Below are 13,601 nucleotides of genomic sequence, written 5' to 3'. Positions count from 1 at the left end.
GATCGTCTACACTCGTTCGAGCCGCACGGCAACGCGGGGCTATGGCGCAGTTGGTAGCGCGCTTCCATGGCATGGAAGAGGTCAGGGGTTCGAATCCCCTTAGCTCCACAAGACAGAAGGACCAGGGCACGCTTCACGCCCTGGTCCTTCTGGCATCTCCGACCGCCGACGGTCAGGGTGCTTCGACGTCCCCGCGCCAGGCGCCGGTCTCGTGGCCCGCGGCCTCGACGAGCTCCTTGAACCGCTGCAGGTCGCGCTCGACCTGACGGTCGTCGACGTTGATGGCCGAGCCGACCTTCTCGACCAGGCTGGACGGCTGCCAGTCGATCTGCACCATCACGCGGCTCGTGGTGTAGTCGAGACGGTGGAACGTGACGACCCCGGCGTGCGTGGTGTCGCCGCCGATACTGTGCCACGCGACACGCTCGTCCGGGTGCTGCTCGGTGATCTCGGCGTCGAACTCGCGCTCCACACCGGCGATGTCGGTGACCCAGTGCAGGTGGGTGTCGTCGATCTGCGTGACCGACTCGACGCCGCTCATGAACTGCGGGAAGGTCTCGAACTGGGTCCACTGGTTGTAGGCGGTGGACACCGGCACGTCGACGTCGATCGACTTCTGAACCTGGCTCATCGTCACTCCTTCGGTACGTGGCGCCCGTGCGCAGCGGGTGCGCGCGCGTGAGCGTCCCGGGGGGCTCCGGTGCCTCCCGGTACCCGCTCCTCGCGCTGTGATGCAGTGACGACGCCGTGAGCAACGTGGTGAGCTCCGCCACCTCAGCCGCTGCCTCCACGGCCACGGGTTCGCCGCACAGCTGCGACGCAGTCCGTCGAGCTCGTCGACAGCGCGCCGGTCAGCGCCGGTGGGCACCGTCCGCCAACGTCTCCACCAGCCGGATCGGGGCGTCGCCGCCGTGCCCGGCGGCGATCGCGCGCCCCACGGCCGCCGCGAGCGCGTCGAGCAGTTCGGTCGACACCCCGGCGCCGGCGTGGGCGGTGCGCAGGTGGTCGAGGCTCGCGGCGAGCGAGTCCAGGCTCGCGCTCTCGGCGCCGGACCAGCGGCCCGCGGCCACGTCCGCGACCAGACCGGGCAGCAGGTCGGTGACCAGCCGGCTCATCGCGACGGCGTGCGGCGTCAGCGCGGTGACGTCGAGGTCCTCGGCGCGCGTGAGCGCGAGCGCCTGCGCGAGACCTGCGATCGCGCTCCAGAACAGCGTGAGGAGGGCGACGTCGTGGCTCGCCGCGGCCGCGACGTCCTCGCCGACGTGGAACGCCTCGCCGCCGAACGCTGCCAGCAGGTCGCGCCGCGCCTCGTAGGCGGGCCGGGGGCCGGCGTACAGGATGCGGGTCGCGTCGGTGCCGATCGCCGCCGCCGGCGTCATGATGGCGCCGTCCACGAGGTCGACGCCGAGCGTCGCGAGGTCGCGCGCGAGCACCCGTGTGCGCGCCGGGCTGTCCGCGGTGAGGTTGACCAGCGTGCGGCCGCGCAGGTCCGCCTGCTGGGCGGCCTGGTGGACGACCGCGGTGACGGCGTCGTCGTCGACCAGGCAGGCGATCGTCGTCGGTGCGGCGGTCAGCGCGGCAGCGGGGGAGTCGGCGAGGCGGGCGCCGGCCGTCACGAGCTCGGCCGCCTTGCCCAGCGTGCGGTTCCAGACGGTGACGTCGTGCCCGGCGCGCAGCAGCGCACCTGCGAGCGTGCGGCCCATCGGACCGAGCCCGACGACGGTCACGGCGCCGGGGTCCGGGGTCTCGGGGAGCCTGGTCGTCGTCATCACGCCGGGGTACCGTAGAGGTTGACGTCGACGTGAAGGTCAAGCCCGGACCGGGGGAGCGGATGAGGATCGGGGAGCTGGCGCGACGGGCCGGCGTGAGCACCAGGACCCTGCGCTACTACGAGGAGCAGGGCCTGCTGACGCCCCGGCGGCTGCCGAACGGCTACCGCAGCTATGACGAGGACGCCGTCGAGCAGGTGCGGCGCATCCGGTACCTGCTCGCGGCCGGGATCGGTACCGAGATGGCCCGCGAGGTGCTGCCGTGCGTGCGCGACGACGGCGACGCGCTGGTGCCGGAGTGCGACGAGCTGGTCGACGCGCTGGCGCAGGAGGAGGCCCGCATCGGCGCCCGCATCGCCGAGCTGGAGTCGGCGCGGACCGCTCTCGCGTCGATCATCGCCGCGGCGGGCGTCCCCGCCTAGCCCGCCGCCACACCCAGGCATCACCGCGGCGATGCTCCTCGCCCGGGGCACGGTCCGGGCGCCGGACCTCGACACCGCCGGCGGCATGATGCTCGTGACCTGCTGGGCCGCCGTCGTGATCGGGTGGTGCGCACGGTGCACGTGCTCGCGTGGCGCCGCCGGGTGCGGTGCGACGGGCGACCCGGACGAACGCGAGGCCTGCGAGCCTTGTGCGCTCGCGTGACGGCGTCTACCGTATCTCGTACATGAATGTTCGAGATGCGAGGAAGAGGCGCCTGTGCACGCCGACGTCACCGCACGACCTCCTGCCCCGGGGGGAGGCACGGATCTCCCGCTGAGCGGATGCGTGCCCGCACCGGCGCCGGGTTCCCTGGGACGCATGAGCCCCACCACCGCTTCCCTCATGGGCGACCCGGTCGTCACCGTCCGTGGCCTGACGAAGTCCTACGGCGGCCGGCGCGTCGTCGACGGCCTCGATCTCGACGTGCACGCCGGTGAGGTGGTCGGCATCCTCGGCGCGAACGGCGCAGGGAAGACGACGGCCGTCGAGTGCCTGCAGGGCCTGCGCCGACCCGACGCGGGCAGCATCGAGGTGCTCGGGCTCGACCCGCGGCGCCACGCCCAGAAGGTGCGCGAGCAGGTCGGCAGCCAGCTGCAGGAGTCCGGCCTGCCCGACCGGATGCGCGTGCAGGAGGCGATCGAGCTGTTCGCGGGCACCCGCACCGCCGACCCCGCCAAGCTGCTGGAGCAGTTCGGCATCGCCCACCGCAGGCGTGCCGCGTTCGGGTCGCTCAGCGGTGGCGAGCGGCAACGGCTGTTCCTCGTGCTCGCGCTGCTCAACCGCCCGCGGCTGGTGATCCTCGACGAGCTGACGCAGGGGCTCGACCCGGCCGCGCGACGCGACGTCTGGCGTGCGGTCGACCGGCTGCGTCGAACCGGGGTCACCGTGCTGCTCGTCACCCACGAGGTCACCGAGGCCGAGGCGCTCTGCGACCGCGTCCTCGTCATGCGGTCGGGTCGGGTCGTCGACCAGGGCACGCCCACCGAGCTGGTGGCGCGGCACGCGGGAGAGGCCGTGGTGCGGTTCAGCCTGCCGCCCGCCGACGACGCGACCACCGCCGCGGCGCTCCAGGAGCTCAACCGGTTGCCGGAGGTCCGCGCGCTCAGCAGCTCCGGGCGCACCGTGACCGTGCGAGGCAACCGTGCCGTCATCGCCCACGTCGGCGCATGGCTCACCGCGCGGCCCGCCCCGGTCCCGCACGACCTCGACGTCGTCCTGCCCGATCTCGAGGCGGCCATGCTCAGGCTGCTCGACGACAACGACGAGGAGGAGGCGTTGTGACCGCCGCGACCCTGCGCCCGACCGGGCGTCGTCGCCGCTCGGTGCGCTCGGTGACCCGGCGGCTGCTCGCGGAGGAGCTGCGTCTGGTCGGTCGGGACCCGTTCACGCTGGGCTTCACGCTCGCGTTCCCGGTCGTCGCGATGCTCGTCGTCGGTGGGGCGTTCGGCAGCGAGCCCGCGCACGGCTTCCCGATCAACCCGTCGCACTGGTACATCGCGTCCTACGTCACGGTGATGATCGGTGCCACCGGGCTGGTCATGCTGCCCGTGCACGTCGCCTCCTACCGGGAGCGCGGCGTGCTGCGCCGCTTCGCCGCGGCCGGGTTCCCGCGGTGGTCGTTCGCGGTCGCCGAGATCGGCCTCGGGCTCGCCGGCATCGCGGCGGGCGTCGCGGTGCTGCTGGTGGTGGCGGCCCCGGTCTACGGCGTCCCCGCCGTCCGTGCGCCGCTCCCCGTCGCGGTGGCGCTGCTGGCGGGCTCGCTCGCCTTCGTCAGCATCGGGGTGCTGCTCGGCACGCTGCTGCCCTCGGCGCGCGCGGCGCAGGCGGTGGGCCTGCTGCTCTACGTGCCGTCGCTGCTGCTCGGCGTCGGCGGGCCGCCGACGTTCATCATGCCGCCGGGGCTGCGCACCGTCGTCGAGCACCTCCCGCTCGCGCTCGTGAACCGCGCGATCCGGGACCCGTGGCTCGGGCTGGGGCCGGGCACCGAGCCGCTGCTGCTCGTGACCGGTCTGGCCGTGGTGGCGCTCGTCCTCGCGGTGCGACGCACCCGACTGTGAGCGAGCCGTCCGCGCCCCGGGTGCCGTGGCCGCTGCCGCCGGCGGCACTCGCCCTGCTCACCTGGGTCGGGGCGACGACGGCGTCCCGGGCGGTCCTGGCGTCGGCGGCGCTCGTCGTCGTCGCGGCGACGGGCGGTGCGCTCGCGTCACGACATCGGCTGGTGGGCTGGCGACTGCTCGCGACCCTGCTGGCGCCGGCGGCGGCGACGATCGTGGCGTGCGCGGGCGACCCACGGAACGTGGGCTGGTTCGGGCTGCTGGTCGCCGTCGGATGGGTCGCCCTCACGTCCGGCCCGGCGGTCGTCGGGGGCGTCGTCGCCCTGGTCGCGGCGACGCTGGTCGCACAGCTGCTGCTGCTCGGGCCGGCGCCGGGGTGGGTCACCTGGGCCGTCGGCACGGCGTTCATGGCCGGGGCGTGCGCCTTCGCGCGCCGCCAGCGGCAGCTCGTCGACGAGCTCCGCTCGGCCCAGGCCGAGCTCGCCGAGTGGGCGCGCACCGACGAGCGGCACCGGATCGCCCGCGAGATGCACGACCTCGTCGGCCACGGCCTGACCGTCACGCTGCTGCACCTGGGCAGCGCGCGGCTCGCCCTCGAGGACGACCCGGCCGCCGTCGGTGCCTCGCTCGCCGAGGCCGAGCGTGCGGCGCGCGGCAGCCTCGAGGACGTGCGCGACGCCGTCGCGACCCTGCGTGCGGAGGACGGCGACACACCCCGGCCGCCGGCGCCGACATGCCCTCGCTCGTGGCGACCTACCGGCTCGCGGGCGCACCGGTGGACCTGCGGGTGCGGGGCGGCGAGCTCGCCGACCTGCCGCCCGCGCGCCGCGTCGCCCTCTACCGGGTGGTGCAGGAGTCCTTGACCAACGCGGTGCGGCACGGAGACGGCGGGCCCGTGCGCGTCGAGGTCGAGGTCGCGCACGGGCGTGCGCGGGTCGTCGTCCGCAACGCGGCGCAGCGCTCCGACGCGCCCGGCACCGGCACCGGGCTGGTGGCGATGGGGCGCGCGTGCAGGCGCAGGGCGGCCGGCTCACGGCAGGACCCGACGACGGCGGCTGGCGCGTCGAGGCCGTGGTGCCCGCGTGAGCGCGGACCCGGTGCGCGTGCTCGTCGTCGACGACCAGGAGGTGGTCCGGACAGGGGTGCGCGGGATCCTGCGCGAGCGCTACGGCTTCACGGTCGTGGACGAGCTGGCGTCGGGCGCCGACGTCGTCGCGGCGGTCGAGCGGACCGCGCCGGACGTCGTCGTGATGGACGTCCGGATGCCCGGCATCGACGGCGTCGCGGCCACGCGCGCGCTCGCCGAGCGCCCGGGCGCCCCACCCGTGCTGGTGCTCACCACCTTCGACGACGACCACGCGCTCGCCGGGTCGCTGCGGGCCGGCGCGGCCGGGTTCCTGCTCAAGGGTGCCCCGGCCGAGGAGCTGCAGCGCGCCGTGCGCACCCTGGCCGACGGCGGCGCCTGGCTCGACCCGGCGGTGACCGCACGCGTGCTCGACGGCTACCGCGCAGGCGTGCCGCCGGCCTCCCCAGGAGAGCAGGTCGACCGGCTGACGCCCCGCGAGAAGGAGGTGCTGGCGCTCGTCGGAGCAGGGCTGTCCAACGCCGAGATCGCGGCCACGCTGGTGCTCGGCGAGGGCACCGTGACGACGCACGTCGGGCACATCTTCACCAAGCTGCACCTGCGCGACCGGGCGGCCGCCGTCATCTTCGCGTTCGACCACGGGATGGTGCGGCCGGGCGACCCGCGCCCGCACGCCTGAGCGCGGGCGCGACCTACTGCTGCGGGTACCCCGGCTGCTGGCCGTAGCCGGTCGGCGGCTGCTGCGGCGGGAACGGCTGCGCACCGTACCCGGCGGCCGGCGGCGGCTGCTGCTGCGGGAACGACGCCTGACCGCCGAAGCCCTGCTGGGGCTGCGGCGCGGGCGGCTGCTGCGGCTGGCGCGCCTGCTCGATCGACTGCTTGGTCGCGCCCTCCTCGCCCTCGCCGAGCGGGCTGACGACGACGGCGGTGCCGTAGGCGCAGACCTCGCTGAAGGCCTGCGCGATGTCGCCGGTGTCGAACCGCATGCCGATGACGGCGTTCGCGCCGCGCTGCTGCGCCTGCCCCACCATCCGCGCCATCACCTCCTCGCGGGAGGCGTAGACGAGCTGGGTGTACTCCTTGACCTCGCCGCCCCCGACCGCCCGGAAGCTCGCGACGAAGTTCTGGCCGATGTTGGCGCTGCGGACGGTCATCCCCATCACCTCGCCGAGCACGGCGTCGATGCGGTATCCGGGGACCTCGTTGGTGGTCACGACGATCATGGGCGACATCCTTGCACCCGCCCGCCCGGTGCCGCAGGGACGCGCCGCAGCAAGGTCTGGCAACGGCTGCGGGGGACTCGCGTCGTCCCCCTAGCCTGACCGCGGGAGGTCAGACATGACGGAGCAGGGACCGGTACGACTCGGGATCATCGGGTTCGGTGTGCAGGGCGGCAGCTACGCGAGCCGCATCCAGGCGGGCGACGTCGAGGGCATGGTCCTCGGGGCGGTCTGCGACATCGACCCGCAGCGGCGCGAGGCGGCGCGCGACCTCGGCGTGCCCGTCCACGACGACTACCGGGCGATGCTCGCCTCGGGCGAGGTCGACGCGATCGTGACGACCGTGCCGCACTACCTGCACCCCGAGATGGCGATCGCCGCGCTGGAGTCGGGCGTGCACGCGCTCGTCGAGAAGCCCGCGGGCGTCTACGCGGCGCAGGTCCGTGAGCTCAACGAGGTCGCGGCCGCGCACCCGGAGCTCACCTACGCGATCATGTTCAACCAGCGGACGAACCCGCTCTACAGGCGCATCAAGGAGATCGTCGACGCCGGCGAGATCGGGGCGATCCGCCGCTCCAGCTGGCTGATCACCACCTGGTACCGGCCGCAGGTCTACTACGAGCAGAGCGCCTGGCGCGCGACCTGGGGCGGCGAGGGCGGCGGCGTGCTGGTCAACCAGTCGCCCCACCAGCTCGACCTGTGGCAGTGGATCTGCGGGATGCCGACGACCGTGACGGCGAAGCTCGGCTTCGGCTTCCGCCGCGACATCGCCGTCGAGGACGAGGCGACGATCCTCGCCGACTACGGCGACGGCGTCACCGGCACCTTCATCACCGCCACCCACGACATCGTCGGCACCGACCGCTTCGAGATCCTGGGCGACAAGGGCAAGATCGTCGTCGACGGCTCCGCGCGCGCCACGGTCACGCGACTCGACCGGACCGAGCAGGAGATCTCGGCCTCGGTGCCGCTGGAGCAGGTGTTCAGCGTCGTCACCGGCGGCGAGCAGCTCTACGAGAGCAGCACCGAGACGCTGGAGTTCGCGTCCCAGTGGGGCGGGCAGCACGTGGAGGTGCTGCGCAACTTCGCCGCGAACATCCGCACCGGCGAGCCGCTCATCGCGCCCGGGTCCGACGGCATCAACGGCGTCAAGCTCGCCAACGCCGCGCACCTGTCGGCGTGGCTCGGTCGCGAGGTCGCCGTCGACGGCGAGGACGAGACCTACCTGCGCGAGCTCAACGCCCGCATCCGCGCCGAGGGGCAGTTCCCCGAGCGGGTCTGAGACCCAGGCGCCGACCGCTCAGGTCTCCTCGCCGAGGTGGCCGGGCGTCGCCTCGTGGCCCGGCTCGCCCTCGGTGCGCTCGTCCTGCTTCATGCGGGCCTCGAAGATGTGGCGGCGGCCGCCGACCAGCTGCTCGCGGACCTCGCGCTCGACCTGGCGGAACAGGCTCCAGTAGCCGTCGTCGTAGTCCTCGACGATCTGGAACGTCCAGCGGCCGGCGATGACGTTGCGGCCGATCAGGTCGCGCTCGATCCGCTCGGCGACGTCGTCACGGCCGGCCTCGCGCAGCATCCGGGCGGCCTCGCCCAGCTCGATGTCCGCGCTGCCGGTCAGCTGGTGGAACGAGTACAGGTGGCCGCGGGCCCGCTCGCACGTCTCCAGCGCCTCCGTCACCTTGCCGACGGCGTCGACGATCGCGTCGGGCACGCCCTCGGGCGCGGTGTGGTCGGGCAGCGGCAGCTCGTCGGCACGGTCCATCCGACCACTGTGCCGCAGGGGCGTCACCCGCGTGCGGCGATCGCCTCCCGAAGGACGCGGATCGCCCGCGGGCCCACACCCCGTGCAGCGCGGCGAGCTCGTCGTCGCTCAGCCGCGCGACGTCGTCGAGCGTCGTCAGTCCCGCCTGCTCCAGGGTGCGCGCGGCCGGGCGGCCGATGCCGCTCGGCAGCGCGTTCGGCGTCGTCATCGCCGGGTCCGCCACCACGCCAGCAGCGCGAGCCCGGCGGCGACGAGCGCGACCGCCTCGCTCACGAGCGCGGTGATCTGCCAGCTGTCCCAGAACATCTCGCGGGTGCCGAAGAACCCGCTCGGCGTGTGCGAGATCAGCAGCGCGAGCAGCGACAGGCCGTTGAAGCCGACCGCGAGGAACCGCCACACCCAGTGGGCGCTGACGAGCAGCCCGACGGCGATCACCACACCGGCGACGGCGTTGAGCGCGAACAGCGGGCCGGTGACCGCCACGGCCGACCAGCCGTCCAGGAACAGGTAGCCGTGCACGACGGCGGAGACCGCCGTGCCCAGGGCGGCGACCCGGCGCAGCCCGGTCGCGGGGTCGGTACGGGTCGACGTGCCAGTCATGGCCGGTCCCTTCGCGCGGCGGCGGACGTCACCATGGTGGCGACGCTACCTGGGAGCCGCCTGTGAGCTGCCAGGCAGTTCTCAGGAAACTGCGCTTGAGTTCTCGGGTATGGCGACCACCCAGCACCGATGCTCCTCGTCAGCGCACACCTGCCTCACCCGACGCGCCGTGCTCGCGGCCGGCGGCGCGACCGCAGGCGCGCTCACCCTCGCCGCGTGCGGGCCCGACGACGGCGGGGCACCGCCCGCCACCGACAACGGCACCTCGGGCGGCACCGACGGCACGGACGGCGGCGCCGGCGGCGGGGCGATCGCCTCCCTCGACGACGTGCCCGTCGGCGGCGCGATCGCCGCGACCACCGCGGCGGGCGAGGCCATCCTGCTGACCCGTCCCACCGAGAACGAGATCCGCGCGTTCTCGTCGGTGTGCACCCACCAGGGGTGCGCCGTCGAGCCGGGTTCCGGGGAGCTGGAGTGCCCCTGCCACGGCTCGCGGTTCGACCTCTCGACCGGCGAGGTGCTGAGCGGCCCGGCGTCCGAGCCGCTGCCCGAGGTGAGCGTCGAGGTGTCCGCGGACGGCGAGATCACCGGCTGAGCCGGCCGGCTCAGCCCAGCTCGGCGTAGTACTCCACGAGGGCGGGGTAGTACTCGTCGAAGGACGGCGGCACCAGGCCGGCCCGGGCCGCGACGAGCCGGTCGAGGTAGTACTCCCAGCCCGGCCCGATCGTGCTGATGTCGTCGCCCTGCTCGATCAGCTGGTTGAACTCCAGCACCGTGCGGTCGGCACGCGGCCGGAGGTCGACCTGCAGCTGCCACGAGCCGGACTCGCTGCTCATCACGACCTGCAGCCGACTCGGCGGCTGGCAGTCGATGATCGTCACCTGCTCGGGCTCGTCGCTGTCCTCGGCGATCAGCGTCAGCTCGACGACGTTGCCGGTGCCGCCCTCACCGGTCCAGCGCCCGAACCACGTCTCGAGCTTCTCCGACTCGGTCACCCACGCCCAGATCTCCTCGCGCGGTGCGGTGAACTCCCGGACCAGCACGAGCTCGAGCCCGTCACCGGTCGTCCGCAGGAAACCCGTGCCCTCGGCCATCGTGGTCCTCTCTCACGTCCTGTCGTCGACGACGACGCTAGCGACCCGCGGCGCCTCGCGCACGCTCGTGGCGTCCGGCCCCGCCGCGGACGGCCGGGCAGATCTGCCCCGACCCGCCCGGCCTGCGCCGCGGCGGCTGCCCTAGGCTCGACGCGCCCCGCCGGGACCCGCCCGCCGGGCCCGCGAGGAGCACACGATGAGCCAGTACCAGCCGCCGCCACCGGGGCAGCAGCCCGCCCCGCAGCCGAGCCCGTTCGGGCCGCCGCCGCAGGGCTACGGGCAGCAGGGCCACGGGCAGCAGGGCTACGGACAGCAGGGCCAGGCCGCGCCGGTCGGTCAGCAGCCGTTCGGTCAGGCGAGCGCCGGCCAGCCGTTCGGGCAGCCGGGTCAGCAGCCGGGCTACCCCCAGCAGGGTGTCGTCGCGCCGCGGCCGGCCGCTCGCGGGCTGCTCGACACCTCGTTCGCCGCGCCGACGACGCCCAGGGTCGCCCGCCTCGCCGTCGTCGCGCTCGCCGTGCTCGCCGGCGCGCTCACGCTGGTCGGTCTGCTGTCGGCGATCGCGTCGTTCGCGAGCGCCGCGACGCTCGCGGGCCTCGGCGGCAGCAGCACCAGCGCGGTGCTCGGCGGCATCGGGCAACTCCTCCTGTACCCGGCTGCCGGGTTCGTCGTCCTCACGCTCGGCAGGCTCGCCGTCGAGCACGCCGTCTGGGCGCACAAGGACCGCGAGCAGCGCGGCGCCACGGACTGACCCACCTCAGGACTCGCGCACGACGTCGTCCGGCGACTTGTCCGGCCGCCACCCCCGCCAGCGGGGGTGGCGCAGCCGGCCCGCCGGCGACCACTCGCCGAACGCGACCTCGCCGACCTGCACCGGCTCCAGCCAGACGGCGCCGCGCCGGTCCAGCGCAGGCACGTCGTCGACCGGTGGGTCCTCCCGCCGCAGCGGCTCGAACCGGTCGAGCCACTGCGCCGTCTCCTTCTCGGTGAAGCCCGAGCCGACGCGGCCGACGTAGCGGAGCTCGCCGTCGTCGTCGGGCACCGCCAGCAGCAGCGACCCGACCCTGCCGGCGCGGCTGCCGCCGCCCTCGCGCCAGCCGACCACGACGACCTCCTGGGTCGCGGTGTGCTTGAGCTTGCGCCAGGCGGGGGAGCGGCGGCCCGGCTGGTAGCGGGAGTCCCGCCGCTTGGCGACCACGCCCTCGAGCCCGAGCTCGGCACTGGTGGCCATCGCGGCAGCACCGTCGTCGGTCGACGGCGGCACGTGCACGATGCCCTGCTCGCTCACCAGCGCCTCGAGCGCCTCGCGGCGGTCGACGTAGGGCTCCTCGACCAGCGACGTGTCCTCGATCTGCAGCACGTCGAACAGCATGAGGTGGACCGGGCGCCGCCGGGCGGCGCGCGCGATCTCGGCGTCACGGGTCGCCTGCATGCGCGGCTGCAGCAGCGAGAAGCTCGGCTTGCCGTCGTCGTCGAGCGCGACGATCTCGCCGTCGAGCACCACGTGGTGCGCGGCGACGAGATCGGCGACCGCCGCCAGCTCGGGGTACTGCTGGGTCTGGTCGCGGCCGCTGCGCGACATCAGCCGCACCTGGTCGCCGTCGACCTCGACGATCGACCGCACGCCGTCCCACTTCATCTCGAACGCCCAGCCCGGCTCGTCCGGGACCTGCTCGGCCGGCGTCGCCATCATCGGGGCCGGGAGCCGGCCCCGCGCACGGGTGCCCGTGGTCGCGCGGGCCGGGCGTGCCGCCGCGCCGGCCGCCGTACGCCGCTTCGGCCTGTCCGGGTCCATGAGGTGGATGAGCCAGTTCTCACCGGTGCGGATGAGCGCGAACGTCGAGGTGCGGCCCGGGCCGGAGGCGAGACCGCCGTCCGGGCGCCCGGTCAGCGTGACGATGACCTCCTTGCCGTCGCGCCACTTGCTGGTCGTGTAGGTGCCGGAGTCCCAGATCGTCATCTCGCCGGCGCCGTACTCGCCCGCCGGGATGGTGCCGGAGAACGTCGCGTACTCCATCGGGTGGTCCTCGGTCTGGACCGCGAGGTGGTTGGTCTCGGGGTCGTCGGGGACACCCTTGGGCAGCGCCCAGCTGACCAGCACCCCGTGACGGGCCAGCCGCAGGTCCCAGTGCAGCCGGCTGGCGTGGTGCTCCTGGATGACGAACTCGCGCGCGGCGCCGTCCGGGGTCTCCTCGGCGGTGTCCGGGCCGTGGCCGTCGGGCACCGGCTCGGGCGTGCGGGACGGGTCGCGCTTGGCGCGGTAGGTCGCGAGCCGGTCACCGCCGGCCGGACCCATGCCCGGTGGCCGGCCGATCGGTCCCATCGGGTCGCCGCGCTCGGCGACGAGGTCGAGCACCTCGTCGAGCTCGAGGTGGCGCAGCTCGGGGTCGGTGAGCTCCTCCCACGTGCGCGGCGCGGCGACGCGTGGGCGCTCGGTGCCGCGCAGCGAGTACGGGCAGATCGTCGTCTTGCTGGCGCTGTTCTGCGACCAGTCGAGGAACACCTTGCCCGCGCGCAGGGTCTTCGCCATCTCCGAGACCACGAGGTCGGGGTGGTCGGCCTCGAGGCTGCGCGCGAGCTCCTTCGCGAGCGCCGAGGTCTGCGCCGCGGTGTAGCTGCCGTCGACCGGCGCGTAGAGATGGATGCCCTTGCTGCCGCTGGTCACCGGGTAGCTGGGCAGGCCCATCTGGTCGAGGATCTCCTTGACCAGGTGCGCGACGTGCGCGACCTCCTGCAGCGCGACCCCCGGCCCCGGGTCGAGGTCGAACACGATGCGGTCGGGGTTCATCGGCTGCAGATCGGCGTCGAACCGCCACTGCGGGACGTGGATCTCGAGCGCCGCGATCTGGGCGAGCCACGCCAGCGTCGGGCGGTCGTTGGCGATCGGGTAGGTGACGTCGCCGTCGCTGTGCTGCAGCGTCGCGCGGTGCACCCACTGCGGCGTGCCGCCGCCGAGGTTCTTCTGGAAGAACATCTCCGACTCGACGCCGTTCGGCCACCGCTTGCGCGTGACCGGCCGGTCCGCGCAGTGGGGGACCATGACGTCGGCGATCTGCGCGTAGTAGCGCAGCACGTCGGCCTTGGTGGTGCCGGTGGCGGGGTAGAGCACCTTGTCGAGGTTGCTCACCCGCATCTGGATGCCGTCGACGGCGACGGTCTGCTCGGCTGCCACGGCACCATCCTCGCGGATCCGTCTCGCGGGCGGGCTGGTGGCGTGGCGGTGCCACGCCGCGCCGGCCTCGCCACGGCCGGCCCAGCGCCGAGTTCGCACCTGAGCGCCGAGTTCGCACTGCGCACGGTGCGAACTCGGCGGGACGGTGCGAACTCGGCGGCGGGTTGGTGGGGGCGGGTGCCGCGGAGGACTGGTGGGGGCGGGTGCCGCGGAGGGCTGGTGGGGCACCGCGCATGCCGAGGTGGCGCCGCGCCGGATCGGGTCGCGGCGGTCACCCCGCCTGGACCCGCCGCGCCGGCCTCGCCGCAACCCGCCCAACGTCGAGTTCGCGCCGTTGCGCCGAGTTCGTACCGCGCACCGTGCGAACTC

15 protein-coding genes and 1 tRNA gene are annotated in these 13,601 nt (G+C 74.2%); 9 read left to right on the top strand and 7 right to left on the bottom strand.

The annotated features are described in order from the left end of the window. Positions 1-35 precede the first annotated feature (35 nt). Positions 36-108, top strand: a tRNA-Ala gene (locus tag GPA02_RS06635). Positions 109-172: 64 nt separating this feature from the next. Here GPA02_RS06635 and GPA02_RS06630 read toward each other — a convergent pair. Both GPA02_RS06630 and GPA02_RS06625 read right to left on the bottom strand, forming a co-directional pair. Then, entirely contained in the window at positions 173-631 is a 459-nt protein-coding gene (locus tag GPA02_RS06630; RefSeq protein WP_156199122.1) for an SRPBCC family protein, read from the bottom strand. A gap of 220 nt (positions 632-851) precedes the next feature. Continuing rightward, positions 852-1,769, bottom strand: coding sequence for an NAD(P)-dependent oxidoreductase (locus GPA02_RS06625; RefSeq protein ID WP_156199121.1), 918 nt, complete (start codon positions 1,767-1,769; stop codon positions 852-854). A 95-nt stretch (positions 1,770-1,864) separates the two neighbouring features. Here GPA02_RS06625 and GPA02_RS06620 point away from each other — a divergent pair, with 95 nt between their 5' ends. The 5 genes from GPA02_RS06620 to GPA02_RS06600 all read left to right on the top strand — a co-directional run bounded on the left by GPA02_RS06620 (position 1,865) and on the right by GPA02_RS06600 (position 6,069). Continuing rightward, positions 1,865-2,191: a MerR family transcriptional regulator gene (locus tag GPA02_RS06620; RefSeq protein WP_240133924.1), complete on the top strand. Its 327-nt coding sequence runs from the start codon at positions 1,865-1,867 to the stop codon at positions 2,189-2,191. 379 nt (positions 2,192-2,570) lie between these two features. After that, positions 2,571-3,533, top strand: a complete 963-nt coding sequence (locus GPA02_RS06615; protein WP_240133923.1) for an ABC transporter ATP-binding protein — start codon at positions 2,571-2,573, stop codon at positions 3,531-3,533. Then, the gene (locus GPA02_RS06610) at positions 3,530-4,309 is read left to right on the top strand and encodes an ABC transporter permease (RefSeq protein WP_162457717.1); all 780 of its coding nucleotides are present in this window, start codon (positions 3,530-3,532) and stop codon (positions 4,307-4,309) included. Before GPA02_RS06615 ends, GPA02_RS06610 begins: the two co-directional genes overlap by 4 nt. Next, positions 4,306-5,169, top strand: coding sequence for a sensor histidine kinase (locus GPA02_RS06605; protein WP_156199119.1), 864 nt, complete (start codon positions 4,306-4,308; stop codon positions 5,167-5,169). The genes GPA02_RS06610 and GPA02_RS06605 overlap by 4 nt, the downstream gene beginning before the upstream one ends. A gap of 219 nt (positions 5,170-5,388) precedes the next feature. Continuing rightward, positions 5,389-6,069 (top strand): response regulator, encoded by a 681-nt coding sequence (locus GPA02_RS06600; RefSeq protein WP_156199118.1) that lies wholly within the window; start codon positions 5,389-5,391, stop codon positions 6,067-6,069. A 13-nt stretch (positions 6,070-6,082) separates the two neighbouring features. Here GPA02_RS06600 and GPA02_RS06595 read toward each other — a convergent pair whose 3' ends face one another. Beyond that, entirely contained in the window at positions 6,083-6,613 is a 531-nt protein-coding gene (locus tag GPA02_RS06595; protein WP_156199117.1) for a YbjQ family protein, read from the bottom strand. A gap of 115 nt (positions 6,614-6,728) precedes the next feature. Here GPA02_RS06595 and GPA02_RS06590 point away from each other — a divergent pair, with 115 nt between their 5' ends. Beyond that, a complete protein-coding gene (locus GPA02_RS06590) occupies positions 6,729-7,892 on the top strand; it encodes a Gfo/Idh/MocA family protein (RefSeq protein ID WP_156199116.1) in 1,164 nt (387 codons plus the stop codon). Positions 7,893-7,910: 18 nt separating this feature from the next. Here the strand turns inward: GPA02_RS06590 and GPA02_RS06585 are convergent, their stop codons facing one another. Further along, the gene (locus GPA02_RS06585) at positions 7,911-8,369 is read right to left on the bottom strand and encodes a hypothetical protein (protein ID WP_156199115.1); all 459 of its coding nucleotides are present in this window, start codon (positions 8,367-8,369) and stop codon (positions 7,911-7,913) included. A gap of 204 nt (positions 8,370-8,573) precedes the next feature. Continuing rightward, positions 8,574-8,969, bottom strand: a complete 396-nt coding sequence (locus tag GPA02_RS06580; RefSeq protein ID WP_156199114.1) for a hypothetical protein — start codon at positions 8,967-8,969, stop codon at positions 8,574-8,576. 169 nt (positions 8,970-9,138) lie between these two features. Here GPA02_RS06580 and GPA02_RS06575 point away from each other — a divergent pair, with 169 nt between their 5' ends. Further along, complete coding sequence (locus tag GPA02_RS06575) at positions 9,139-9,564, top strand: Rieske (2Fe-2S) protein (RefSeq protein WP_240133922.1); 426 nt, start codon at positions 9,139-9,141, stop codon at positions 9,562-9,564. 10 nt (positions 9,565-9,574) lie between these two features. On the opposite strand, the gene GPA02_RS06570 is transcribed toward GPA02_RS06575, so the two are convergent. After that, entirely contained in the window at positions 9,575-10,063 is a 489-nt protein-coding gene (locus GPA02_RS06570; RefSeq protein ID WP_156199112.1) for an SRPBCC domain-containing protein, read from the bottom strand. Positions 10,064-10,259: 196 nt separating this feature from the next. Between GPA02_RS06570 and GPA02_RS06565 the strand changes: the two genes are divergently transcribed. Continuing rightward, positions 10,260-10,811, top strand: a complete 552-nt coding sequence (locus tag GPA02_RS06565) for a hypothetical protein (RefSeq protein WP_156199111.1) — start codon at positions 10,260-10,262, stop codon at positions 10,809-10,811. 6 nt (positions 10,812-10,817) lie between these two features. Here the strand turns inward: GPA02_RS06565 and GPA02_RS06560 are convergent, their stop codons facing one another. Beyond that, positions 10,818-13,232 carry an ATP-dependent DNA ligase gene (locus GPA02_RS06560; RefSeq protein WP_156199110.1) on the bottom strand — a complete coding sequence of 805 codons (2,415 nt, stop codon included), beginning with the start codon at positions 13,230-13,232 and terminating at the stop codon, positions 10,818-10,820. Between the last annotated feature and the right edge of the window lie 369 nt (positions 13,233-13,601).

Origin of the sequence: Actinotalea caeni, assembly GCF_009733795.1 — a bacterium.
Lineage (GTDB): Bacteria > Actinomycetota > Actinomycetes > Actinomycetales > Beutenbergiaceae > Pseudactinotalea > Pseudactinotalea caeni.
The sequence above is the reverse complement of the archived record's forward strand: the minus strand, read 5'-3'. Positions and strand labels throughout refer to the sequence as shown.